This is a genomic window from Embleya sp. NPDC056575 (assembly GCF_042793325.1).
Classification (GTDB): Bacteria; Actinomycetota; Actinomycetes; order Streptomycetales; family Streptomycetaceae; genus Embleya.
The window spans coordinates 1-21723 of the sequence record NZ_JBHTVA010000102.1 but is presented as its reverse complement, the minus strand read 5'-3'; the positions used below and the strand labels follow the sequence as shown (position 1 = coordinate 21723).

Genomic DNA, 21723 nt, shown 5'->3' with positions numbered 1-21723 from the left:
CCGACAGCCCACCCCCACCGCGTTTCCCCCGTGACGCGGTGCCGTCGGCCCCCTGCCTCGTTTCCCGTCCGAGGCAGGGGGCCGATTTCGTGCGCGCTCCCGCCCCGCTCCCCGAGCCGCCCTCACTCGATCGGCCGCCGCATTCGTGCACCCACCCGGGTGAGGGCGCCCCCGGAAGCGTGCCGAACCCTGGCCGTTTGCCCGATTTGCGTGAGTATGGGCCGGGCGACGCGATCGGCGCGCCGCGTGCGGGGCGGCCAAGGAGTACCACGATGGACGAGTTGACCACCCGGGTCGACGGGATGCTCGACGACCTCTGCGCCCAACTGCGGCGGCTCACCCGGATCCCGTCGATCGCCTTCCCCGGTTACCCGCCGGAGCCGGTGGCCGAGGCCCACGACCTGGTGGTCGACCTGCTGCGGGACGCCGGCGTGCGGGACATCGCGGCACTGCGGCTGCCGGACACCTCCCCGGTGATCACCGGCCACATCCCACCGCCGCACCCGGACGCGCCGACCGTGCTGCTCTACGGGCACTACGACGTACAGCCCGCCGGCGACGAGGCGTTGTGGACGACCACGCCGTTCGAGCCGACCGACGTCGACGGCGCGATCCACGGGCGCGGGGTGGCGGACGACAAGTCGAACCTGATCGTGCACGTCGGCGCGCTGCGGGCGTTCGACGGCCGGCCGCCGGTGGGGATCCGGATCGTGTTCGAGGGCCAGGAGGAGTACGGCAGCGACTTCGACGACTACCCCCGGGCGCACCCGGACGAATTCGCCTGCGACGCGATGGTGATCGCCGACATGGGCAACATCCGCCCCGGCACCGGCACGCTGACCGTGGCGCTGCGCGGCGTGGTCGAGGTGATCGTCGAGGTGCACACGCTCGAAGAGGCCAAGCACAGCGGCAACTTCGGCGGCGCCGCACCCGACGCCCTCCTGGTACTGCTGCACGCGCTGGCCGCCCTGCACGACGCCAAGGGCGACGTCGCCGTGCCCGGCCTGCGCCGCGAACAGTGGGCGGGCGGCGGTTGGAGCGAGGAGGAGTTCCGTCGGCTCGCCGGGATCCGTGCCGGCATGCCGCTGATCGGCACCGGCAATCTCGGCTCGCGCCTGTGGTCCGGACCGGCCATCACGGTGACCGGCCTGGACGCGCCCTCCGTCGAACGCGCGGCCTCCGCCGTGGTCCCCTCCGCGCGGGCCAAGCTCAACATGCGCTGCCACCCGGCCCAGGACCCGGCCGAGGCACAGCGGCTGCTGATCGAATTCCTGGAGGGACTGCGGCCGTTCGGTGTACCGCTGACGGTGACTCAGGCCGGCGCGCCCGGTGCGGGGTTCGCGGCGGCCACCGACGGCGTGGCCTACGCCGCCGCGCACCAGGCGCTGCGCGCGGCGTGGGGCGAGGACCCCGTACACGCGGCGGCGGGCGGGTCCATCCCGCTGGTCAACAGCCTGGCGGCGGCCCAACCCGGCGCGGAGATCCTGCTGTTCGGGGCGCAGGACAGCATGTGCAACCTGCACGGGCCCAACGAGCGGGTCCTGGTGAGCGAGCTGCGCGACGCGGTGGTCGCGGAGGCGGCCTTCTTCACGGCGTACGCCGAGCGGTTCCGGCGCGGCTGAGGCGGGTCACGCGTGACCCGCGTGACCCGCCCCGGCGCCCGCGTCGCCACCGCCTCGACCCCGACGCCCCACGAACCAGCAGCAGCCGCATCGAACCGCCAGCAGCCGCGAGGAGCACCGCGTGAGCACCGACCAAGCCCCGCCGACCGAGGCCGAGGACGAAACACCCTCGCCGAAGCGCGGGTTCCGCTTTCCCAGCGCGCTGACGGTATTGGCGATCGTGACGATCGCGGTCTGGGCGCTGGCGTTCGCGATTCCGACGGGCGAGTACCGGCGCGGCGAAGACGGCAAGCCGATCGCGGGCAGCTACCACCACACCAAGTCGCCCGAGGACTTCATCCAGCGGCTCAACGACCTGTTCCTGTCGCCTGTCAACGGCCTGTACGGGATCAGGGACGCGCAGAGCGGACAGGTCGCGCCGGACAACTCCGGTGATCTGTACGGCAGCGCGGCGGTGTTCCTGTTCGTGCTGGCGATCGGGGCGTTCATCACGGTGGTGTTCGCCACCGGCGCGCTGGATCGGGGCATCGCCCGGCTGGCGCATCGACTGCGCACACGCGGCGCGGTGTTGATCGTGGCGATCATGACGGTGTTCTCCATCCTCGGCTCGGTGGAGGGTTTCGCCGAGGAGACGCTCGGGTTCTACGGTCTGATCGTGCCGTTGATGCTGGCGCTCGGCTACGACCGGATGGTGGCCACCGGCACGATCATCCTGGGCGCGGGCGTGGGCGTGCTGTGTTCCACGGTGAACCCGTTCGCGACCGGCGTGGCCTCGTCGGCGGCGGGGATCTCGCTGGGCGACGGCATCGTGCTCCGGTTGATCATGCTGATCGTGTTGACGGCGGTGACGATCCTCTACGTGGTGCGCTACGCGCGTCGGGTCAAGGCCGATCCGTCCCGCTCGTTCGTGGGCTTCCTGCCGGGGGACCGCGAACAGGCGCAGGCGGCGGCGACCGGCGCGGATCCGGCGCCGTTGACCCGCACGCACCAGATCGTGCTGGTCGCGGTGACGATCACCTTCGTGTTCATGATCTTCTCGATCATCCCGTGGGCGCAGGTCCTCACGGGCGATGCCGAAGCCACCCCCTACGGGTGGGAACTCGATTGGTCCTTCGCCCAGTTGGCGGCGCTGTTCATCGTGGCGGCGGTCATCGTCGGGCTGCTCGCCCGGATGGGCGAGAAGAAGTTGTCCGAGACGATCATCCAGGGCGCGGCGGACTTCATCTCGCCGGCGCTGATCATCATGTTGGCCCGAGGGGTCACCGTGATCATGAACAACGCCCTGGTCACCGACACCGTGCTGCACTCGATGGAGAGCACGGTCTCGGATTCCACATCGGCGGTGTTCGGCCTGCTGATCTTCGCGGTCAACCTGCCGCTGGCGTTCCTGATCCCGTCCACCTCGGGGCACGCGACGTTGGCGATGCCGATCCTGGCGCCGCTGGCCGACTTCGCCGATGTGCCACGGGCGTTGGTGGTCACGGCGTGGCAGGCGGCGTCGGGGTGGATGAACCTGTGGGTGCCGACGACGGCCGTGATCATGGGTGGGGTGTCGCTGGCCAAGGTCGGCTACAACCAATACCTGCGCTTCGCCGCGCCGCTGCTGGCCATCCTGTTCGTACTGATCTGTGCCTTCCTCGCGCTGGGCGCCGGCCTGTCCTGACCGGCCACCGCGCCGGCCGGGGGCGCCCTCGGGCGAGGCCCGGCCGGGGTGGTGGGTGATTCAGTCCCGGAGGCCGGCGAGCCAGGTGGTCAGGAGGCGGTTGACCTCGTCGGGGCGTTCCTGCTGGATCCAGTGGCCGCAGCCGTCCAGGATGTGGGAGGAGGTCAGACCGGGGAGGGTGGTCGGGTAGGCGGCGATGGCGTCGGCCATCCAGGTCGTGGAGGCGTCCAGGGCGCCGCCGATGAACAGGGACGGCTGCTTGATCGGGGCACCGGCGTGGTCGGCGAGGTCGGCCCAGTCGCGGTCCATGTTGCGATAGCGGTTGAGGGCTCCGGTCAGGCCGGTCCGCTCGAACTCGCCGGCGTACACGTCGAGTTCGTCCTCGGTCAGCCACGCGGGCAGGCGGCCGGCGGGGAAGCGGTCGCGCAGCCGGCCGCCGGCGCGGGCCACGAAGTGCGGGTCGGGCGCGCCCTGGGCCGGCATGGTGTCGGCGGACAGGGCCGCGTAGAAGCCCGCGAGCCAACCCCGGACGTCGGGCTCGATCTCCGCCTCGGCCCGGCCGGGCTCCTGGAAGTACGAGACGTAGAACTCCTCGTCGCCGCCCATGTGCGCGAAGACGTCGGTGGGGCGGGGGCCGCCGGGCGGCGCGTAGGGCACGCTCAGGAGCGCGACGGCGCGGAAGACCTCGGGGTGGAGCAGGGCGGAGGTCGCCGCGATGTTGGCGCCCCAGTCGTGCCCGACGATCACCGCCTGCTCCTCGCCCAGGGCGCGCACCAGGGCGACGTTGTCCGCGACCAGGTCGAGCATGCGGTAGGCGTCGCCGGCGGCGGGCTTGGAGGAGCGGCCGTAGCCGCGTACGTCGAGCGCCACGGCCCGGTAGCCCGCCGCGGCGAGGGCCGGGAGCTGCCGGCGCCAGGAGTACCAGGACTCGGGGAAGCCGTGGACGAGCAGGACCAGCGGTCCGGTGCCCTGCTCGACCAGGTGCAGGCGCCCGGCGGGGGCCTCGATGGTGCGGTGGCGTTGCTCGGCGGACGGCGCGGGGTGGTGCATCGCTTCTCCTCGGTTCACGGGCGGCTCCTCGGTTCACGGCCGGCCGCGGTCACCCACCGATCATGCGGCGCGGTGGGTGCGCGCGGCGAGCGGCATTGCCATCCTGGCAAACTTGCAGGACAGGGGGGAGGCGACACGGGCAGAGGGAGCGGGATGGTGGAGTCGGAGTCGGGGAGGGAACCGGGGCGGCGGCGGGGACCGGGCCCGGGGCCGGGGATGGACGACGGGATGGCCGACGCTCTTGCGGCCATGGGCCCGCGCCTGCGCATCGCGCGCGAGCGGCGCGGCGCCACGCTCACCGCTGTCGGCCGCGCGACCGGCATCGCGCCGAGCACGCTGTCCCGGATCGAGAACGGCCGGCGCAGGCCGACCCTGGAGGTGCTGCTGCGGCTCGCGAAGGTGTACGAGGTCTCCCTCGACGAGCTGGCCGGCACCGCACCCGCCGGCCCGGCCGGACCGCGCCCCGGGACACCGCAGCGCGCCGGCGACGACAAGGCGGTATTGCCGCTGACCCGCTATGTCGGCGGCCTGCACGCCCACAAACACGTCCTGCCCGCGATCGACGCGCCGCCCGCGCGGCCCCGGCAGGTCTCCCACGACGGATACGAATGGCTGTGCGTCCTGTACGGGCGCCTGTGGCTGGCTCTCGGCGACCAGGACCTCGTCCTGACCGCCGGCGAGACGGCCGAGTTCGACACCCACACCGCCCACGGAGTCGCCAACGCCGGTCCCGGCGGCCCGGTCGAATACCTGATCATGTTCGGCCCCCAGGGCGAACGCCTGCGCCCACGCACCCCGTTGCCCGACCGAGGACCCCGGTAACGCGGCACCGGGCCGGCTCGTCCGGGTCGCCGGGAGCCACCTCCGGATCTTCGAACTCACCTTCTTTCAAAGGGAGTTGGTCACCGGGGCGCCGAGATCGGGCCACACCGGCGCGCTGTCTCGGGTGTCCTGTTCGCGTTGTTCGGATGGCCTCGGGATGTATCCGCCGGGTCGGAGGTGGGACGGGTTGGCCGAAAACCGGTGGAACGGCACTCGAAATGGCGTTCGAAGCGGCCCTGGGGGCCTTGAGCGATCGTGCGCGCCGCCGACACCAAGATCGTCACTATTCGAATTTTTTGTCCGAAATCCTCGCTGTGGCGGATGTTCCGGAAGGGGATTCTGTGACGCGTGGGTAGACGCCCACGCCGCCGCGGGTCCACGAGGGATGATCCCCTGGGCCCGTTTCGTACGCGGGCCGCCAATGGCCGCGGGACGTGGCGGTGTTCGTGTCATCTCGAGCGTCCCCCGGAAGGGTATACGCGCGAAGAGTGAGAGAAGGAGAGGAACTTCGATGTCTCATGGACGTCGGTTAGCGCGGTTATCGACCGCGCTGCTCGTGACGGTCGGGATCGCCGGAACGGGGATCGCCGGAGCCGGCACATCCGGATCGGCTGCCGCGGTCGCGCGCACCGCGGTGTACGTCGACAACGACGGTGTGCTGCACGCGACCTCGGCGGGAGTGGTGGACAACCTCGTCACGGTCACCGGGACCGCATCCGCCTGGACCGTCTCGGACTCCACCCCCGGTGGCGGCGTGACGGTCGGCAACGGCTGCACGAAGAACGCCTCCGGAGCGGCCGTCTGCCAGGTCTCCAACTTCACCTCGGTCGTCGTCGACCTCGGTGCCGGAGACGACATCGTGCAGGTGACGGGTAGGGCAGGCGTGAACTGCCGTGTGAACGGCGGCGCGGACGACGACGTCGTGGACGCGTCGCGCTGTGAGCTCGACGGCGGCGCGGGGGACGACGTCCTCTACGCAAGGGTGGGCACCGTCACCCGAGGTGGCGACGGTGACGACGCGATCGTCGTGTACGACCCCACCTCGACCGCGCCGCGTGAGGTCTTCGGCGGCGCCGGTCGTGACGAGATCGCCTTCACCCTGGCCACCGGGCCGGTGACGGTGACCCTGGACGACGTCGCCGACGACGGCCAGAACGGCTACGCGAACATCAACGTGCACTCCGACGTCGAGAACGTGCGAGGCGGTCAGTACAACGACGCCCTCACCGGCAACGCGGCCGACAACCAGCTGCGCGGCGCCGCCGGCGACGACCTGCTGATCGGCGGCGACGGGAACGACACGCTGGAAGGCGACGCGGGGAACGACATCCTCAGGGGTGGAGCCGGCGTCGACGCCCTCTTCGGCGGCACCGGGATCGACCAGTGCGACGTCGGCCTCGACGGCGGCACCGTCTCCGCCGACTGCGAGTCGTGAGTAGGTAGTCGTACGAGGAGTACGCCCCGGTCACGTCGTTGAACCGGTGTTCCGTTCAGCCGAACACGGCACTTTCGCTTGGTCGCACCGACACCCCGGGCCCAGGGTGTCGGTCGATCGCGTATACCCCCCGAACCGCCTCCGGGTGCTAATCGACCTCCGGCCGGCCCGCGGCCTTTTCCGCGATGCGGCGTTCGGCGTCGGCCCAGTTGACGGGGAGGTCGCCGACCTCGACGTTCCAGAAGACGAAGGTCGACGTCTTCATCGTCGGGCGCATCGCGGTCACGATGCCGCGGTGCGGATCCGTGCCGTTGAAGGTCATGAGCGACCGGCGGTCGTCCCACGCGGAGAGCGTCAGGAAGGTGCGCTTGAAGGGACGGGCGATCAGGGAGGCGCCCAGGCAGCCGGGGGCGTTTTTGACCTGGCGCCAGGCGGCGAGCGACTTGGTGAAGAAGCGCGGTACGTCCTTGAGGCTGCGCACCTCGAAACGCGACGCCATGACCAGGGCGGACGTGGTGTCCCCGGGCGCGTTGGGAACGGTCCACGGCAGGGTGGGCACGAAAGGACCTCCAAGATCACGAAGTTGGCAGGAGCCGGAGGATACGCGCACGCCGGCCCTGGGCGCGACCGGGTTGCGCCTTCGGGCCTGCGGAGCGATCCGGCACCCGGGGGCGCGGGTACGGCTCCCTACGGCAGCCGTACCGAGACGTTGCCGCGGTAGGCGCCCCGCAGCAGGGACAGGAACGCCTGCGGTACGTCGGCGATTCCGGCCTCGACGACGGTCTCCGGGTAGACGAACCGGCCCTCGCTCGGCCAACCGCCGAAGTGCTTGCGCCAAGCCGCGATCTGATCCGGTGTGTGGTGGCAGGAGAACGGCAGCAGTTCGACTCCCACGGCCTCGGCCGCCGCGCGATCGGGCCGCGGGAAACGGTCCGCCGCGTCGCCGAGTTGGCTGGACAGCGACCCGCACAGGGCGAAGCGTGCGCCCGGCCGGGCCGCTTGGAGCGCCCCCCGATACTGCTCGCCGCCCACGACGTCGAAGAAGACCGAGATGCCCTCGGGCGCGAGTTCCGCGAGCCGTTCGGCCGTGGGGCCGTCGCGGTAGTCGAAGGCTGCGTCGTAGCCCAACTCGTTCACCAACCAGTCGACCTTCGCCGCACTGCCCGCACTGCCGATCACCCGTGCCGCGCCGAGGCGCTTGGCGATCTGCCCGGCCAGCGAGCCGACCCCGCCCGCCGCGCCGGAGACGAAGACCACGTCGCCTTCGCCCACGCCCGCGACCTCGGCCATCCCGTAGTAGGCGGTCGGGCCCTGGCCCAGAATGTGGCCGGGGTCGGCGAACGCCTCGCGGTCGAGCCTGAGGTACGAGTCGGCCGGTCCGGCCGAATACTCGCTCCAGCCGGCCATCGACTGCACCAGGTCGCCGACTTCGAGGTCGGGGCTGTCGGATCGGACCACGGTGCCGACGACGGCCACCCCCACCCGCTGCCCCGGTTGCCAGGCCGGCACCGGGATGGTGCAGTCGGCCCGCATCAGCTCCAGGTAGGTCGCGGCGAGCCCGATCCGGTCGGTGCGTACCAGCACCTCGCCGTCCACCTCGGTCTCGGCGACGGCGAAGTGGTCGAGCGTGGGCGTACCGGTGATTCGGGCGGTCAACTGGACTTCACGAGTGATCACTTGTCTTGTTCCTTGCCTCGGGTGTGACCTTCGAAATCGACTCTAGGGAGGCTTCCGGTCACTTTCCGACCGGAAGTCCGGGCAGGATTGTCGGCATGGCGAACACCAGCTCACGGACCCTCAAACTGCTCTCGTTGTTGCAGACCCATCGGCACTGGTCCGGCCCGGAACTGTCCGACCGGCTCGGGGTCTCCGAGCGCACGCTGCGCCGCGACGTCGAGCGGTTGCGCGAACTCGGCTACCCGGTCAACGCCGCCCGGGGCACCGACGGCGGCTACCAGCTCGCGCCCGGCGCGGTACTGCCGCCGCTGCTGCTGGACGACGAGGAGGCGGTGGCCCTCGCGGTAGGCATCGGCGACGCGGCGCAGAGCGGGATCGCGGGGTTGGAGGAGGCGTCGCTGCGGGCGCTCACCAAGGTGGTACGGGTCCTGCCGCCCCGGCTGCGGGCCAGGGTGGACGCGCTGCGCGCGATGACGCTCTCCGCCGCCGTGTCCGGACCGGTCGTCGCGGCGGAAGTGCTCACGGCCCTCGTCCAGGCGTGCCGGGACGAGGAGCGGCTGCGGTTCGGCTACACGGCCAGGGGATCCGCGCGCACGGAACGTGAGGTCGAGCCGCACCGGGTCGTCGCACTCGGCGGACGCTGGTACCTGGTCGCCTACGACCTCGCCCGGCACGACTGGCGCAGTTTCCGCCTCGACCGGTTGACCGAGCCGACGGCGACCGGCGCGCGCTTTCGACCGCGCCCGCTACCGGCCGACGACGCCGTGGCCTTTGTGCGGGCGGCGAGCGGGGTCCCGGCTCCGTATACGGTCGAGGTCCGTGTGTACGCGCCGTCCTCGCGCGTGCGGCAGCTGGTCGGCCGCTGGGGCACGATCGAACCGCTCGACGCGGACAGTTGCCTGCTCACGATGACCTCGACGTCCCTCGACTGGCCGACCCAGGCACTGGGCAACGTGGGCGCCGAGTTCGAGATCCTGGGCCCCCCGGAGTTCGCCGCACACATCCGGGAGTGGGGCGCCCGCTTCACACGCGCCGGCCACACGACACCGGGCTGACGGGACGTCAGGCCCGCAGCGAAGCGGTGAGGGCCGCCCACGAGGCGGCGCCGAATATGAGGTGGCCTATGCGCACGTTTTTGCTGTCGCGGACGGGCACGATGGCCGGGACGTCTCCGGCGACCTCGACACAGTTGCCGCCGGTCCCGTTGCTGAACGACGACCTACGCCAAGTCACGGCTTTCACGTCGGTGCTCATCACTTCCACGCAGTTCTCCTCCCTCCGAATCGCTGTGACCGGGCTTTCGCAAGGCGTAGGGCTTTGGCCGAGTTCCGAGTGCGTGGACGGTCCAGGTCGTCCATGGCTTCTCGGATCATGGCCATCGACATCCCTACCGGCAAGGCTCGTGCTCGCTGTCGTTCGTGGATGACGGTGTATTGCCGAACCAGATCGGGATCCGAGATCAGATGCCCCCTGGTCGCGCCCTCGGTATAGGCGTACCGGCGCTGGTCGTTGGTCGTCAGCAACGTCAACGAGTCCCCCGCGTGCAGATGTTCCCCGCCGTTGAAGGGAAGAATCTGCACCGTGATGTGCTCGGTTCGGGCGGTTGCGAGCAACCGCGCGAGTTGGTCACGCGTGGTGTCGGGGTTGCCCATTCGTCTGCGAACAACGGCTTCGTCGAGGACTACCCATAGATAGGGCGCGTCCGGACCGTTGAGCCTCTCCTGGCGAGCCAGCCGATGGAGGACACGCTGTTCGAGATGATCGTTGTTCCGAGTTGTGCGACCCCACCCCAGCACCGTCCGTGCGTAGTCCTCCGTCTGGAGCAGGCCGGGTACGAACCGGTCGTTGAAGGCGTGGATCTCGACAGAAGTATTTTCGAGATCCACAAGGGGCTGTGACCACTCCAGGAAAACGCGGTGGTTGCTGTGCTTCCACAACGCGGCCAGGACTCCACCCGTGTTGAGTGCGGCATCCAGGGCCATGGCGTTCGCCAGTGTCGGAGGGTGCCCGGTTCCGCGCTCGATCTGGTTCAACCGGGGGCTGCTCAAGCCGTAGGTAGCGCGGGCGAGTTCGGCCTGGCGGTATCCGGCGGCCTCTCTGAGTGTCGCTACCACGCGTCCGAACAGTTCTCCGAGCGACGCCCCTTCCAAGGCCCCATCGTTCATGAATCCCCCTTTACCGCAGGTCACGTAAACGCACTCGGCTGTTGCAGCCTAGGCGCTCGTCCCATGCTTGTTCACGAAAGTGGCCGAATGACTACTGGCGGCAACCGGGGGGACAGGTATGCCCATCCTAGATAACTATCCCGAGGACCCTCACAACTGGACCACGGACCACGTGGCCCGCTTCTGGAAGGCCAACGGCAAGCGCGCCGTCCGGTGCGAACTCTCCGGCCGCATCGGGACGTTCGCCGCCGTGATCAACCTTCAGGCGTTCGTGCGCCTCGCCGGCGGCACCGAGTTCCGGACGCACTGCGGGCACCTGCGGGTATTGGAAGACGACTCCGCCGAAACCGCGGGGGTGGGCCGTGACGTATCGCGAGGGTGACTGGGTCGAACCCACCGACGGCGCCATCCGCGAGGTGCGCCGGCCCGGCCGGATCCTCATGGCGCAGCCCCTCCCGGACGGCGGCCAAAAGCTCACCGTGCAACCGCGCGGCGGCCGGGTCGCCTGGGTCATGCCCTCGGACGACGTACGCCGAATCCCGCCACCGCCCAGGCCCGGCCGCATCGGCGTCGGCGACAAGGCGAAACACACGAGCGACAGCCTGCGCCGAACCCACCCGCCCGGAACGATCGAGCACATCGATCCGGACACCGGCGAAGCCCGCGTGCAACCCTTCGACCCGGCCCAACCCGCCTGGACGGCCTCGCTCGACCTCCTCGTACCGGACGACGGCGTCTGGTTCCCGAGCGACGGCGCCCCACCCGCCAGATCCCGCCCGTTCCCCATCCCACCCGGCGCCGCCGCCCCCCGCGCCTACGGCTGCTACCGACTCTGAACCCGTTCCTCCGAAATCCGTCCCGATGCGAACCCGGCGGACGTCGAGCCGTAGGACACGCCGTCACCGCCGCCTCGTATGCACCGCAAGCGGGCCGGTCACGTCCGCGTCCGTGGGGCGCAGGTCGGAGTGGGGCGGCCAATCGCAGCGCCCCGGCGTCCGGCGGGTTCGGGCGCCTGGTGGGCACGCGGCGGGGAGCCGACGTCCACGAGTCGGGGACCCGTTTCAGCGGGCTGAGACGAGGCTTCGGCGACGGGTACTCGAAGTCGAACGGGTCGATCCCGGCCGGCTAAACGGAAGTCTCGGGCTGAGTGTTCTCTCGGTGTCGGCGAGGGTGCGTTCGTCGGAGGACGGCCTCCAGGTCTTCGAGGCCGGCCAAGTGTGCGGTGAGTTGGCTGCGTTCGGCTCCGGTGAGGGGGACGGCGCGTGCGCGGGTAAGGGCATCGGCCGCGGCGGCGGTGTCGTCGGCGCGGATGGCGAGTTCGGCGCGGTAGGCCAGCGCTTCGACCAGTTCGGTGGCTGGTGCGCAGTCCTGCTCCCGGGCCAGCGTGGCGTCCAGGATCTTCGCCGCCTGCTGAGTGTCGCCCTTGGAGTCGCCGAGTACGACGGCGTTCTCCAGCGCCCTGGCCAGCTTGCCGACCGCGGGCGCACCGGCGCTGTCGCTACGGGGAGATGGGAAGATCCGGATCCAGTTGCCGCCGGGGTCGATGACGGTGAACCCGGATTGGTTGTCGGCGTTCTTGCGCTTTCGCGGCCGGGTCATCCGCGGGATCCCGGAGACCAGGAGCTTGCCGTGGACCTTGCGCATGCCCGCGGCGAACGCCTCGAAGAGCTCCTGGGTGTCGTCCACGATGACCACGCAGGACCCGTAGGAGTCCTCGGCCTTGAAGTCCGGCATGCCGAAGAATTGCAGCTGGAGGTCTTCGCGTTGCAGACCCACGCACGGGTTCGGGCGGGTCTGGTAGTAGGTCCGGGTGAAGCCCAGCATGGTGTAGAACTCGACGATCTCGTCGATGGACCGGCAGGGAAGCAGTGGCACGGTTATCTCGTTTGCCATGGATTCCTCCGTTTCGCAGGGGAAGTATCGCCGGTGCTCGCCGGCTTCTACCGGTCCGGCCGCACGGGGCCGGGAGTGGCGGTGGAGGGCTCGCCGTCCATGGTGAACGCACCCTCTTCCAGGCGGTGGATCAGCCGCTGGGTCCACTCGGCGCCGGTGTCGGCGGTGGCCAGCCACAGGGAGATGACCTCGCCCACCGGCCCCCAGGCGTCCAGGTCGGCGTCCGCGGGCAGGTGTGCGGTGATGCTCGTGCGCCACTGGCGCATCGCGTCGGCCCGCTCGCGCAGTGCCTGTAGGGCCTGCTCCCGGGGCAGGTCCTCGATCAGGCCGACGGCGGCGCCCAGAACGTCCAGGCTCGGCTCGCGGTCGGCCAGGGCCCGGCGCAGGAGGGCGAAGTATTCCTGTTCGCCCTTGTCCGTCAGTTCGTACTCGATCCTCGGCGGGCCGCCGGCGTCCGAGGGGCCGGTTTCGTACGCCGCGAGCAGGCCCTGGCCGGCCATGCTCTTGAGTGCGTGGTACACCGAACCCGACGTGGCGGTGGACCACTCGTGCGCGCCCCAGGACTCCAGGTCCGTGCGGATCTGATAGCCGTGCGTGCGTCCGCGCCTGCGCAGCGCGCCCAATACCAGCAGTCGCACCGGCTTCACCGGCTTCACCGAGCGAGCCCCCTTCCGCCGACGGTAGCCAAATTTGGCTACTGTTTTGGTGAGCGTACCCGCCGTCCCCTCACTAGCCAAATTTGGTCATGTCGAGTCGAGGCGTTTGCGGAACATGTGGCCGGTGCGCGAAACCGTCTACTGGATGTTCGAGGCGATGGGATGTCCCGGGTCGTCGGGGCAGACGAATACCCGAAGTTCGCCGAAGCGGCCGACGTCGAGGGACGGATCGCCGCCGCTGTCCATCGTCAGGAACAGTCGCATGCGGCGTCCGCAATCCGCTCCGGAACAGGTGATCCGTTGGAGGTCGGTGAGGTGCCACGACGGCCAACCGCCGACTTTCCATCCGCCCAGGCAGGCGAAGTCGTCGTGGTAGTCCCGGCCCTGCTCTTCGCACCAGGTCTCGACGACCTCCCGGAGGTCCTCCGGAAGGTCGTCGTGCTCGGGGAAGTCCCGTGCCTCCACGGGGCGCAACGTGCACGGCCGCGGGATGTACCCGTCCGCCGCCCGACGCGGCTGCGGCGGCGTGGCCGGTGTGAGTCCGTCCTCGGTGCCGCGCCGCCACCGCAGTTCGAGCCGCGGGCCGCCGTACGGGTATCCGCCGGCCACGTCCTCGTGTTCGTGGTCGTTCGGACACCACAACACCTGGAGGAGGTCCGCGTCGTGTCCCTCGAACACCCGAGGGGCATCGTTCGCGCGCAATTGCAGCACGGGCACCATCGCGACCGGATCGGTGCACGGGTCCGGTCGCGTCGAGATCCGTTCCCACGTGAGCATGTCCAGGGAACTCGCACCGTTCATGATCCGCGTCTGCGCGGCCGCCTCCTCGTGCGTAAGGACGTTGTGTTGGCCGGTGCCGTTGCGGGCGCGGGCCTTGCGGGCCTCGTCCATCTCCTGCCACTCCCGGCGCTCGGCCGCACTGAGCGGGTCGCGGTGGTGGACCCGGTGACCGACGGAGCACTGCGGCCACGGTTCGCCGGCGGGCCACAACAACGGCCCGCCCACACCGCTGTCACCCACATCGGGCACACCGCTCGTCGGATTCAGCAACACCGCGACCCGGGCAAGGTCCCCCAACCACGGGAACTGCGCCACCAGCGCCTCGCTTTCGGGACGTACGTGCACGCCGACCACGCTACCGACCCGAACCGTCACCCCGAGCCCGCCCCACGGTTGTCCCCGCGAACCGAGATGTTGGATCCGCGGCGTGGCCGACGAGGCGCGGCCGTACGCTGGTCGACAAACTCAGGGGGGATGTATGCACGGCATCATCGTGGTACCGCCTGGATGTACAGGACGTCAGGACCAAGTGGGCCTCGTGCCCGGTGAGCGGCTGGTCTTCGGCCGCGAGGCCGAGTTCCTGGGTCACAGCCACAGTCTGGTGCTCGCGCACAAGGGGGTGTCCCGGTTGGCGGGGGAGATCACGGCCGTGGGCGCGTTTTGGACGTTGAGCAATCTCAACCGCCGGCAGACCTATGTCGTGGAGAACCCGGAGGGGGCGGGTGAGCACATCAAGCTCGCTCCCGGTCGCCTGGACGCGCCCATTCCCTTCGAGTTCTCGCGCATCCTCTTACCCGCGGCGGACGAACTGCTCGCCGTCGAGGTGTGGGCGCCGCGTCACGACTACCTGGGTTCGCAGCCGTGGGAGCCGCAGGGCGCCACCACCGTGCCGGCCTTCTGCCTGGATCGCGGCAAACGCTACTTCGCGGTCCTGGTGGCCCTGTGCGAGCCGCGACTGCGCGACATGCCGGCGCACACCGCGCTGCCCACGTCCGAGGAGATCGTGCGGCGGCTGCGTCCCGGGTGGTCCGCAGCCAATCGTGCGACGGTCCAGTGGAACATCAACTACCTTGCCGTGAAGCTGCGTTTGCGGCCACCGCGGGAAAGCGCGGAGACGGGCCCGCGGCGCAACGGCATCAAGGAGTCGTTGGTCGCGGTCGCGCTGCGTTTCGATCTGGTCCGGGAAGAGGACCTGGCCCTCCTGGGTGAGGCCGCCGGTGTCGGAGAGGAGCGGTGACCGGGCAGCCGCCGCGACCGAGCACCGTGTCCGTGCCCGAGGGGTACGAGATCGGCTCCTGGCGGGTCGAACGCCTGCTGGGTTCCGGCGGGTTCGGCAGTGTCTACACCGCGCGCCGGACCACGGCGGTCGAACCGCGCCGGGCCGCGCTCAAGTTCCTGCCCACGGGCACGCGCACACCGCGACAACTGCGACACCTGCGCGACCTGGCGGAGCGTGAGATCGAGGTGTTGCGCCGCGTGCACGCGCCTCGGCTCATCCGCATGCACGACGTGCTGACCGTCGACGACCCGGATCTGCCCGACCTCGACGGCGCCACCGTCCTGGTGCTGGACCATGCCGAAACCTCGCTCGATCAGGTCCTCACCCGGACACCGCAACCCCCGTCCGCGCCGGTCCTGCTCACCCAGATCTGCGAAGGGCTGGTGCAGTTGCACGGGGCCGGTTGGGTGCACGGCGACCTCAAGCCCGGCAACGTACTGGTGATGGCGGACGGGACCGTCCGGCTGGCCGACTTCAACATGGCCGCCGAGTTGGAGGGCACCCACGCCTACGCGCCCGGCTTCGCCACACCCGACTTCACCCCGCCGGAATTATTGTGGAGCGACATCACCGAACGCGGACGACTGGTGCGCCCCACCGCCGACATCTGGGCGTTCGGGGTCTTGGCCCACCTCGTGCTCACCGGGACCATGCCGCTGCCCGGGCCCACCGCCGCCGCGCGCCGCACGGCGCTTACGTACTACGTACAAGGCAAGCAGGATCTGCGCCTGGCTCCCGAACTGCCTCCCGCCTGGCGGGAGATCATCGGTGACTGCCTGGCGCCGAGCCACGACGCGCGCGCCCCGCACGACGCGCGTTCCCTGCTCCGGCGCATCGAGCGGCTGCGACTTCCCTCCGAGGTCCCCGAGTCGCGGCGCCGAAAACGCCTCCTGCTCCGCGCCGCCCTCGTCACGGTGGTCTGCGCGGCGGCGGCGGGTACGGCATTCCTCCTGGGCCCGGACGACACGAACTCCCCGACGGCCAAAGGCTTGAACACCCCGTCCGTCCCGGTGGGCACGCCGTCGGCCACCCCGGTCTCTCCCGTCGCCTACGACCGCTGCATCCCGGGCAGCGTCTGCTTCTTCACCGAGCCCGACGGCGGGGGACGGATGTGTGCCTGGGTGGGAGACGAAGCCGACTGGCTCGCGGGGAAGAACGTCTGTAGTTGGGCGGGCACCACGGCGCCACGATCGGTCTTCAACAACGGAAAGGGCGCCGCGGCGGGCGAGACCTTGATCAACGTCACCTACTTCGCGGACAAACACCTGCAGAAGGAAATCGGCTGCGTTCCCCCCGGTACCCGCCGCAACCTCGACGGGAGCGTGTTTCCGCGTTCGCACGTGTGGACGGATTCCTGCGCGTAGCGAGTGGGCAACGCGAAACGCTCGGCCGGGATAGGGAATCCCGGCCGAGCGTTTCACTCGACTCCCGGCTACAGCCGGTCGATCGGCCGTCGGGCTGCAACCCCCGTGCCATGCACCCTCGACGACCTCGCGGGTTTGCCGCGTGTGTGGGTCGTCAGCAGGGGCGGATGCTGTTGATCGGGGTCCATCCGTAGGCGCCGTAGGAGTAGGGCTTGTCGGTGGTGTTGGAGTTGCCCGTACCGTTCGGACCGGAGTAGAAGGTGCCCCTGGCCTTGCCGGTCTGGTTGTTTTCCCAGTAGCCGTTGCCCAACCAGTTCTTGATGTTGTAGACGCCGCATGTCCTGAAGGCGAATACCTTCCATTGGTCCGGGCTCTTGGTGGTGTCCCACACGCTCAGACACAGCCGTTCCTTCGGGCAGTCGGTGGTCTGGCCATTCAGGCGGTAGTAGACCGAGTAGCCGCCGGAGGGGCCGCTGATGACGCTGGGCCCGTCCTCCAGGACCGAGACCCCCTGCGGGGCGGCGGCGCCGGTCGCTCCGGCCGCCAGGGCCGGGGTCATGCCGCCGACGAGGGCACCGGTTGCCAGTGCCAGGACCGTGATGGTTCGGTTGAGTTTCATGACGATGACGATGCCGGCGGCCCGACGCCCGCGGAGCCTCACAAGTGTGAGGTGGCATCGGTGGGTCAGGTGCTGATGGTGGTCACGGGTTCGAGGCCGTATGTGCGGGCGTAGCCGTTCTCGGTGCCGACGAGGAGGTCGACGATCTCGAAGTAGCGGTCCCAGAACGGGGTTTCGCGCAGGGCGTCGATCAGGAGCTGGTAGGCCTTGTGGTCGTCGGCCTCCCATACCCACACGTCGGTGACGCGTACGGAGTAGAACTCCGTGTCGTAGAAGCGTGATCGCACGCCCGTGGTCTTGGCCTCGATGGCCGGCAGGACCTGGGTGGTGAAGGCGTGCACACGCTCCTCGACGGTCAGGGCGAGCCACTCGGGTGTGGTCTTGACCAGCATGAACGCGGTGACCGGGGGTTCGGTCTGGGCGGTGGACATCGGGATGCCTCCAAGGTGGGTGGTAGGTGGTGTCGGGGTTCGCCGAGCCTCGGGCGCGGGGCGCCCGGCGGCGGCGGATGTCAGGACAGGACTGCGGGCTTGAGGACTTCGGCGCACCACTGCTCGAAGCCGGTGGGCGAGGTGGTCTCGGGGGTGCGGGTGATGCCGGCGTCCAGGCCCTCGTCCTTGGCCCGCTTCATGTCGACGATGCTCTGTACGAACGCCTCGTTGAGGCCGTAGCCGACGAGGGTGGTGTACATGTCGTCGAGTGCCTGGCGTTCGTAGCGCACGGGGCGGCCGAACTGCTCGGTCATGATGCGGGCCAGGTCGTTGACGGACAGGTCCTCGGGTCCGAGGAGGGGGACGCTGCCGGTGCCGGTCCAGGAGCGGTCCAGGAGCAGGTCGGCCGCGGCGGCGGCGATGTCGGCGACGGCGACGAGGGGGGCCTTGCGGTCGGCCTCGACGGTGTCGGTGAAGAAGCCGTGTTCGCGGATCGAGTCGGCCTCCTCCAGGAAGTTCTCGAAGAAGGACGCGCAGGCCAGGGCCCGGTAGGCGGCGCCGCTTTCGGCGATGAGGTCGTCCATGGCCAGCGAGGTGGTGACGATGCCGGCCCGGTCGGCGAGCGCGGTGCCGCGGCCGAGTGCGGAGACGCCGACGACGTGACCGACGCCGTGGGCGGCGAGCGCCTTGACGGCGGGGCGGCTGAAGCCGATGTAGGCGTCGTGCGGGGTCAGGGCGGCGTCCGGGGGGACGAGCCAGAAGACGGCGTCCGCGCCGTCGAAGGCCCGGTCGAGGACGTCGGCGTCCGCGTGCGAGCCGGTGACCACGTCGACGGCTCCGCGCGCTTCTTCGGGGAGTCGGGCGGGGTCGCGCACGATCACGCGCAGTTCCTCGCCCGCGGCGGGGGCGGACTTCAGCAGCCCGGAGAGCAGGTGACGGCCGATGTTCCCGGTGGGAGCGGTGATGACGATCATGGAAAACCTCGTGTGTCGTGCCGGTTCGTTACGTCCCTCATCCTGCTGAGGGTCGCCGTGATGCCACAATGGGAACTTCGGCACGGAATCATTGACTGAAATGGAATAATGCTGGTGAGCAGCCCGGATCCGGTCATCGACGCCAATCTCGCCATCGCGCTGGACGCACTGCTGGCCGAGCACAGCGTGACGCGCGCCGCCGCGCGGCTGCATACCTCGCCCGCCGCGATGAGCCGCAACCTCGCCCGGTTGCGCCGCATCCTCCAAGACCCGCTCCTGGTCCGGGCCGGGCAGGCGATGGTTCCCACCCCGCGCGCCCAGGCCCTGCGCGAGGAGGCCGCGGCGGTCGTTCGCAGCCTGGGGGCGCTGCTGGGGCCCGGCGCGAGCGTCGACCCGGCCGGCCTGCGCAGCACGTTCACGCTCCAGGCCGCCGACGTGGTCGGCGCGGCGCTGGCGCCGGGCCTGCTGGAGGTGGGTCGGCGGGAGGCGCCGGGTGTCTCGTTTCGGATCCGGGCCGAGGAACTGGAGGCCGGGCCCGCCCTGCGCGACGGCCGGATCGACCTGGAGGTCGGTTCGATCGACCACGTGGACCCGGAGACCCGGGTCGAGGCGCTGGTCGAGCTGCGCATGGTGGCGGCCGTCCGGCCCGGCCATCCGCTGACCGAGGGGAAGCTGACGCCGGTTCGGCTCGCCGCCGCCGCACACGTCGCGGTCAGCCGCCGCGGCAGGTTCACCGGCCCCCTGGACGCGGCGCTGGCCGAGCACGACCTGCGGCGGCGGGTCGGCATCGTCCTGCCCGCTCACCTGGCCGCGATGACCCTGGCCGCCCACAGCGACGTCGTCTGCCTCGTACCCGCCGCGCTCCCGGGCGCGGCCCCCTCGCCCCTGACCCGGGACGCCGAAGCCCTCGGGCTGCGCCTGCTGGAGATCCCCCTGGACCTGCCGGTGGTGACCATCGGCATGGCCTGGCACCCCCGGCACACCGCCGACGGCGCCCACCGCTGGCTCCGCGACGCGGTCCGCCGGACCCTGTGCGCACCGACGCACGCCGGTGCCGCCGGGTCACCGCGGCCGGGTCCGGAGGAAGTCCGGTAGCCGGCCCGCCTCCGGCCGCCGGGGCACCCTGCGCGGGCACGCTGCCGTCGGCACCGCGCCCCTGGCGTGGTCGGAATACGAGCGGTGGGGGTGTCGACCGGGCGGCGTCCAGCCAAAAGCCGCGAGATCGGCCCGCCGTCGGCCCTGGTGTCGGTGGCGTGGTTAGCCTGTGTGCCGTCGTGATGATCACTTTCGACGGGGGTTGAGCTGCGTGCGATCGCGATGGGGGCAAAGATGTGCGGCCTTGGTGGCCGCGGTGGTGGTTTCGGCGGGGACGGGGGTGTCGGCGGCTCGGGCGCATTCGGTGCCGCCCAGTGATCCGCAGGCCACGTCCGCCACCCGCGATGTCCGGGACTGGCTCGGGCACTTGGGCAATCGGGCGCAGAACCGGGTGGTGTCCGGGCAGTTCGCCGGATACAGCGGGAAGACCTTCTCCCTCGACCAAGTGGAGGAGTCGAAGGCGCAGACCGGTGTGTATCCCGGGCTGCTGGGGTGCGACTACGGGCATGACGGCAACGCCATCGACCACACCTGCAACGCGACCCTGAAGGACTGGGCGGCGTCCGGTGGCCTGGTCACCGTCAGCGCCCACCTGCCCAATCCGGATCAGCCGGACTGGAGCGGGCTGTTCGGCAAGTTGGCCACGTTCGATCGGCTCACCGACCGCACCAGCGGGACCGGTCGGCGCTGGCAGGCCGAACTCGACCTGGTCGCGGAGGGGTTGCGCGATCTCGCCGATGCGGGTGTGCCGGTGTTGTTCCGGCCGTTGCACGAGATGAACGGCGACTCGTTCTGGTGGAGTGCGCAGGACCCGCAGACGTTCGCCGCCGTGTGGCGTGACATGTACGGCTACCTCACCGAGGTCAAGGGCCTGCACAACCTGCTGTGGGTGTACGCGCCGGACTGCAACTACGGCAAACGCTCGTCCTATTACCCGGGCGGGGCGTATACCGATGTCGTCGGCCTGGACTGCTATGTGCGCGAGCCCGCCGCCGTCCAGGGGTACGACGAACTCCTCGCGCTGGGCAAGCCGTTCGCGTTCGCCGAGATCGGGCCGCGGAGCGGTCCCGGTGGGGTGATCGACGTGCCGCTGGACTACGGGAAGTGGGTCGACGCGATCCGTACCCGATTCCCGGCCACCGCCTACTTCATGGCCTGGAACGACCAGTGGCGGCCGACCGCCAACATCGGCGCGGCCCGGCTGATGGGCGACCCGTGGACGATCACGCGCGGTGAGATCGCCCTGTCCGCGCGCACCGAGGGCGGGCCCATCCCCGCCGGAACGCCTCTCCCGCTGGCCGACTTCGAGTCCGGCACGCAGGGTTGGGGCGGTTGGCAGGTACTGGCCGGGCCCTGGTCGGTGGACGAATGGGCGGCGCGGGGCGGCCGATCCCTCAAGGCCGACGTCGATCTGGCCGCCCCCGAGGCGTACTTGAACCGCGTCGCCCCGCAAAACCTCGCCGGATACCGCGCGTTGACCGCGACGGTCCGCACCGCCGAGTGGGGCAACCATGCCGCCGGCACCACCGCCAAGTTCTACATCCGCACCGGCGCGGGGTCGGCCTGGTACGACGGGGGAGCGGTCGGCATCGGCCCGAACGGCGCGGTGTTGAGCCTGGATCTGAGCCGCGTGCCCGACCTCGGCGACGTTCGCGAGATCGGCGTACTGTTCCGGCCCGCCCCGGGCGCGAGCGGGCGCAGCGCGGTGTATGTGGACGATGTCACCGCGATCGGCCCGCCGACCCTGCTCTCGGGTTTCGAGTCCGGTACCGACGGCTGGAGCGGCTACCTCACCGCGACCGCGCCCGTGAGCACGGGCGACTGGGCGAGCGAGGGCGGGCGTTCGCTCGGCGCCGAGATCGACCTGGCGGCCTCGGAGGCGTATGTGGACCGCCGCGCGCAACTCGACCTGTCCGGTCGCCGAACCCTGACCGCCACCGTCCGGGCCACGGCATCGGGCGGCACGGCCAAGCTCTACGTCAAGACCACCGCCGCCAACACGTGGTACGACGCCGGTGCCGTTCCGCTCGGGCCGGACGCCACGACGTTGACCCTCAACCTGGCCGGGGTCGGCTCGCCCGGAGACATCCGGGAGGTCGGCGTGCAGTTCGAGCGTCGGGGCGTGGGTGGTACGGGCCGAGCCGTCGTGTTCGTCGACGAGGTCACGGTCCGCTGAACCCGGCGCCGCGCGCCGCGAC

Annotated in this window: 22 protein-coding genes; 11 read left to right on the top strand and 11 right to left on the bottom strand. The window is 70.5% G+C overall.

The window, feature by feature from the left end:
* The first annotated feature begins 272 nt into the window (after nucleotides 1–272).
* Complete coding sequence (locus tag ACFRCG_RS44660; protein ID WP_380042400.1) at nucleotides 273–1622, top strand: M20/M25/M40 family metallo-hydrolase; 1350 nt, start codon at nucleotides 273–275, stop codon at nucleotides 1620–1622.
* A gap of 121 nt (nucleotides 1623–1743) precedes the next feature.
* Entirely contained in the window at nucleotides 1744–3285 is a 1542-nt protein-coding gene (locus tag ACFRCG_RS44655; RefSeq protein ID WP_380042399.1) for a YfcC family protein, read from the top strand.
* A gap of 60 nt (nucleotides 3286–3345) precedes the next feature.
* Here the strand turns inward: ACFRCG_RS44655 and ACFRCG_RS44650 are convergent, their stop codons facing one another.
* Entirely contained in the window at nucleotides 3346–4335 is a 990-nt protein-coding gene (locus ACFRCG_RS44650; protein WP_380042412.1) for an alpha/beta hydrolase, read from the bottom strand.
* 228 nt (nucleotides 4336–4563) lie between these two features.
* Here ACFRCG_RS44650 and ACFRCG_RS44645 point away from each other — a divergent pair, with 228 nt between their 5' ends.
* Both ACFRCG_RS44645 and ACFRCG_RS44640 read left to right on the top strand, forming a co-directional pair.
* Nucleotides 4564–5157: a helix-turn-helix domain-containing protein gene (locus ACFRCG_RS44645; RefSeq protein ID WP_380042398.1), complete on the top strand. Its 594-nt coding sequence runs from the start codon at nucleotides 4564–4566 to the stop codon at nucleotides 5155–5157.
* Nucleotides 5158–5668: 511 nt separating this feature from the next.
* Entirely contained in the window at nucleotides 5669–6592 is a 924-nt protein-coding gene (locus ACFRCG_RS44640) for a calcium-binding protein (protein WP_380042397.1), read from the top strand.
* 148 nt (nucleotides 6593–6740) lie between these two features.
* On the opposite strand, the gene ACFRCG_RS44635 is transcribed toward ACFRCG_RS44640, so the two are convergent.
* Both ACFRCG_RS44635 and ACFRCG_RS44630 read right to left on the bottom strand, forming a co-directional pair.
* Nucleotides 6741–7151 (bottom strand): DUF3291 domain-containing protein, encoded by a 411-nt coding sequence (locus ACFRCG_RS44635; protein WP_380042396.1) that lies wholly within the window; start codon nucleotides 7149–7151, stop codon nucleotides 6741–6743.
* Nucleotides 7152–7279: 128 nt separating this feature from the next.
* On the bottom strand, nucleotides 7280–8269 hold the full coding sequence (locus tag ACFRCG_RS44630; protein WP_380042395.1) for a zinc-binding dehydrogenase: 990 nt from the start codon (nucleotides 8267–8269) through the stop codon (nucleotides 7280–7282).
* A gap of 95 nt (nucleotides 8270–8364) precedes the next feature.
* Here ACFRCG_RS44630 and ACFRCG_RS44625 point away from each other — a divergent pair, with 95 nt between their 5' ends.
* Nucleotides 8365–9324, top strand: coding sequence for a helix-turn-helix transcriptional regulator (locus ACFRCG_RS44625; protein WP_380042394.1), 960 nt, complete (start codon nucleotides 8365–8367; stop codon nucleotides 9322–9324).
* Nucleotides 9325–9331: 7 nt separating this feature from the next.
* Here ACFRCG_RS44625 and ACFRCG_RS44620 read toward each other — a convergent pair whose 3' ends face one another.
* Nucleotides 9332–9523 carry a DUF397 domain-containing protein gene (locus ACFRCG_RS44620; RefSeq protein WP_380042411.1) on the bottom strand — a complete coding sequence of 64 codons (192 nt, stop codon included), beginning with the start codon at nucleotides 9521–9523 and terminating at the stop codon, nucleotides 9332–9334.
* A complete protein-coding gene (locus ACFRCG_RS44615; protein ID WP_380042393.1) occupies nucleotides 9523–10434 on the bottom strand; it encodes a helix-turn-helix domain-containing protein in 912 nt (303 codons plus the stop codon). The genes ACFRCG_RS44620 and ACFRCG_RS44615 overlap by 1 nt, the downstream gene beginning before the upstream one ends.
* Nucleotides 10435–10552: 118 nt before the next feature.
* Between ACFRCG_RS44615 and ACFRCG_RS44610 the strand changes: the two genes are divergently transcribed.
* A complete protein-coding gene (locus ACFRCG_RS44610) occupies nucleotides 10553–10816 on the top strand; it encodes a hypothetical protein (RefSeq protein WP_380042392.1) in 264 nt (87 codons plus the stop codon).
* Entirely contained in the window at nucleotides 10797–11270 is a 474-nt protein-coding gene (locus tag ACFRCG_RS44605; protein ID WP_380042391.1) for a hypothetical protein, read from the top strand. The genes ACFRCG_RS44610 and ACFRCG_RS44605 overlap by 20 nt, the downstream gene beginning before the upstream one ends.
* 289 nt (nucleotides 11271–11559) lie before the next feature.
* On the opposite strand, the gene ACFRCG_RS44600 is transcribed toward ACFRCG_RS44605, so the two are convergent.
* The 3 genes from ACFRCG_RS44600 to ACFRCG_RS44590 form a co-directional block, all read right to left on the bottom strand.
* On the bottom strand, nucleotides 11560–12327 hold the full coding sequence (locus ACFRCG_RS44600) for a VOC family protein (RefSeq protein ID WP_380042390.1): 768 nt from the start codon (nucleotides 12325–12327) through the stop codon (nucleotides 11560–11562).
* A gap of 47 nt (nucleotides 12328–12374) precedes the next feature.
* Nucleotides 12375–12983: a PadR family transcriptional regulator gene (locus ACFRCG_RS44595; protein ID WP_380042389.1), complete on the bottom strand. Its 609-nt coding sequence runs from the start codon at nucleotides 12981–12983 to the stop codon at nucleotides 12375–12377.
* Between the two features lie 138 nt (nucleotides 12984–13121).
* Entirely contained in the window at nucleotides 13122–14108 is a 987-nt protein-coding gene (locus ACFRCG_RS44590; RefSeq protein WP_380042388.1) for a hypothetical protein, read from the bottom strand.
* A gap of 133 nt (nucleotides 14109–14241) precedes the next feature.
* On the opposite strand from ACFRCG_RS44590, the gene ACFRCG_RS44585 reads away from it, so the two are divergent.
* Together ACFRCG_RS44585 and ACFRCG_RS44580 are read left to right on the top strand one after the other, a co-directional pair.
* Nucleotides 14242–15000, top strand: coding sequence for an FHA domain-containing protein (locus ACFRCG_RS44585; protein WP_380042387.1), 759 nt, complete (start codon nucleotides 14242–14244; stop codon nucleotides 14998–15000).
* Complete coding sequence (locus ACFRCG_RS44580) at nucleotides 14997–16406, top strand: serine/threonine-protein kinase (protein WP_380042386.1); 1410 nt, start codon at nucleotides 14997–14999, stop codon at nucleotides 16404–16406. The genes ACFRCG_RS44585 and ACFRCG_RS44580 overlap by 4 nt, the downstream gene beginning before the upstream one ends.
* 154 nt (nucleotides 16407–16560) lie before the next feature.
* On the opposite strand, the gene ACFRCG_RS44575 is transcribed toward ACFRCG_RS44580, so the two are convergent.
* From ACFRCG_RS44575 to ACFRCG_RS44565, 3 genes are all read right to left on the bottom strand, one after another.
* Nucleotides 16561–17025 carry a hypothetical protein gene (locus ACFRCG_RS44575; protein WP_380042385.1) on the bottom strand — a complete coding sequence of 155 codons (465 nt, stop codon included), beginning with the start codon at nucleotides 17023–17025 and terminating at the stop codon, nucleotides 16561–16563.
* A 65-nt stretch (nucleotides 17026–17090) separates the two neighbouring features.
* A complete protein-coding gene (locus ACFRCG_RS44570; protein ID WP_380042410.1) occupies nucleotides 17091–17462 on the bottom strand; it encodes a darcynin family protein in 372 nt (123 codons plus the stop codon).
* Between the two features lie 74 nt (nucleotides 17463–17536).
* Entirely contained in the window at nucleotides 17537–18430 is an 894-nt protein-coding gene (locus tag ACFRCG_RS44565; RefSeq protein ID WP_380042384.1) for an NAD(P)H-binding protein, read from the bottom strand.
* Nucleotides 18431–18538: 108 nt separating this feature from the next.
* Here ACFRCG_RS44565 and ACFRCG_RS44560 point away from each other — a divergent pair, with 108 nt between their 5' ends.
* A complete protein-coding gene (locus ACFRCG_RS44560) occupies nucleotides 18539–19525 on the top strand; it encodes a LysR family transcriptional regulator (RefSeq protein ID WP_380042383.1) in 987 nt (328 codons plus the stop codon).
* A gap of 304 nt (nucleotides 19526–19829) precedes the next feature.
* Nucleotides 19830–21701 carry a glycosyl hydrolase gene (locus ACFRCG_RS44555; RefSeq protein ID WP_380042382.1) on the top strand — a complete coding sequence of 624 codons (1872 nt, stop codon included), beginning with the start codon at nucleotides 19830–19832 and terminating at the stop codon, nucleotides 21699–21701.
* Nucleotides 21702–21723: the final 22 nt, after the last annotated feature.

Excerpts from the sequence above, each read along its gene's own strand:
- ACFRCG_RS44660 (WP_380042400.1), top strand. The coding sequence starts at position 273 with ATGGACGAGTTGACCACCCGGGTCGACGGGATGCTCGACGACCTCTGC.
- ACFRCG_RS44650 (WP_380042412.1), bottom strand. The coding sequence starts at position 4,335 with ATGCACCACCCCGCGCCGTCCGCCGAGCAACGCCACCGCACCATCGAG.
- ACFRCG_RS44645 (WP_380042398.1), top strand. The coding sequence starts at position 4,564 with ATGGCCGACGCTCTTGCGGCCATGGGCCCGCGCCTGCGCATCGCGCGC.
- ACFRCG_RS44640 (WP_380042397.1), top strand. The coding sequence starts at position 5,669 with ATGTCTCATGGACGTCGGTTAGCGCGGTTATCGACCGCGCTGCTCGTG.
- ACFRCG_RS44625 (WP_380042394.1), top strand. The coding sequence starts at position 8,365 with ATGGCGAACACCAGCTCACGGACCCTCAAACTGCTCTCGTTGTTGCAG.
- ACFRCG_RS44620 (WP_380042411.1), bottom strand. The coding sequence starts at position 9,523 with ATGAGCACCGACGTGAAAGCCGTGACTTGGCGTAGGTCGTCGTTCAGC.
- ACFRCG_RS44615 (WP_380042393.1), bottom strand. The coding sequence starts at position 10,434 with ATGAACGATGGGGCCTTGGAAGGGGCGTCGCTCGGAGAACTGTTCGGA.
- ACFRCG_RS44610 (WP_380042392.1), top strand. The coding sequence starts at position 10,553 with ATGCCCATCCTAGATAACTATCCCGAGGACCCTCACAACTGGACCACG.
- ACFRCG_RS44600 (WP_380042390.1), bottom strand. The coding sequence starts at position 12,327 with ATGGCAAACGAGATAACCGTGCCACTGCTTCCCTGCCGGTCCATCGAC.
- ACFRCG_RS44585 (WP_380042387.1), top strand. The coding sequence starts at position 14,242 with ATGCACGGCATCATCGTGGTACCGCCTGGATGTACAGGACGTCAGGAC.
- ACFRCG_RS44575 (WP_380042385.1), bottom strand. The coding sequence starts at position 17,025 with ATGAAACTCAACCGAACCATCACGGTCCTGGCACTGGCAACCGGTGCC.
- ACFRCG_RS44565 (WP_380042384.1), bottom strand. The coding sequence starts at position 18,430 with ATGATCGTCATCACCGCTCCCACCGGGAACATCGGCCGTCACCTGCTC.
- ACFRCG_RS44560 (WP_380042383.1), top strand. The coding sequence starts at position 18,539 with ATGCTGGTGAGCAGCCCGGATCCGGTCATCGACGCCAATCTCGCCATC.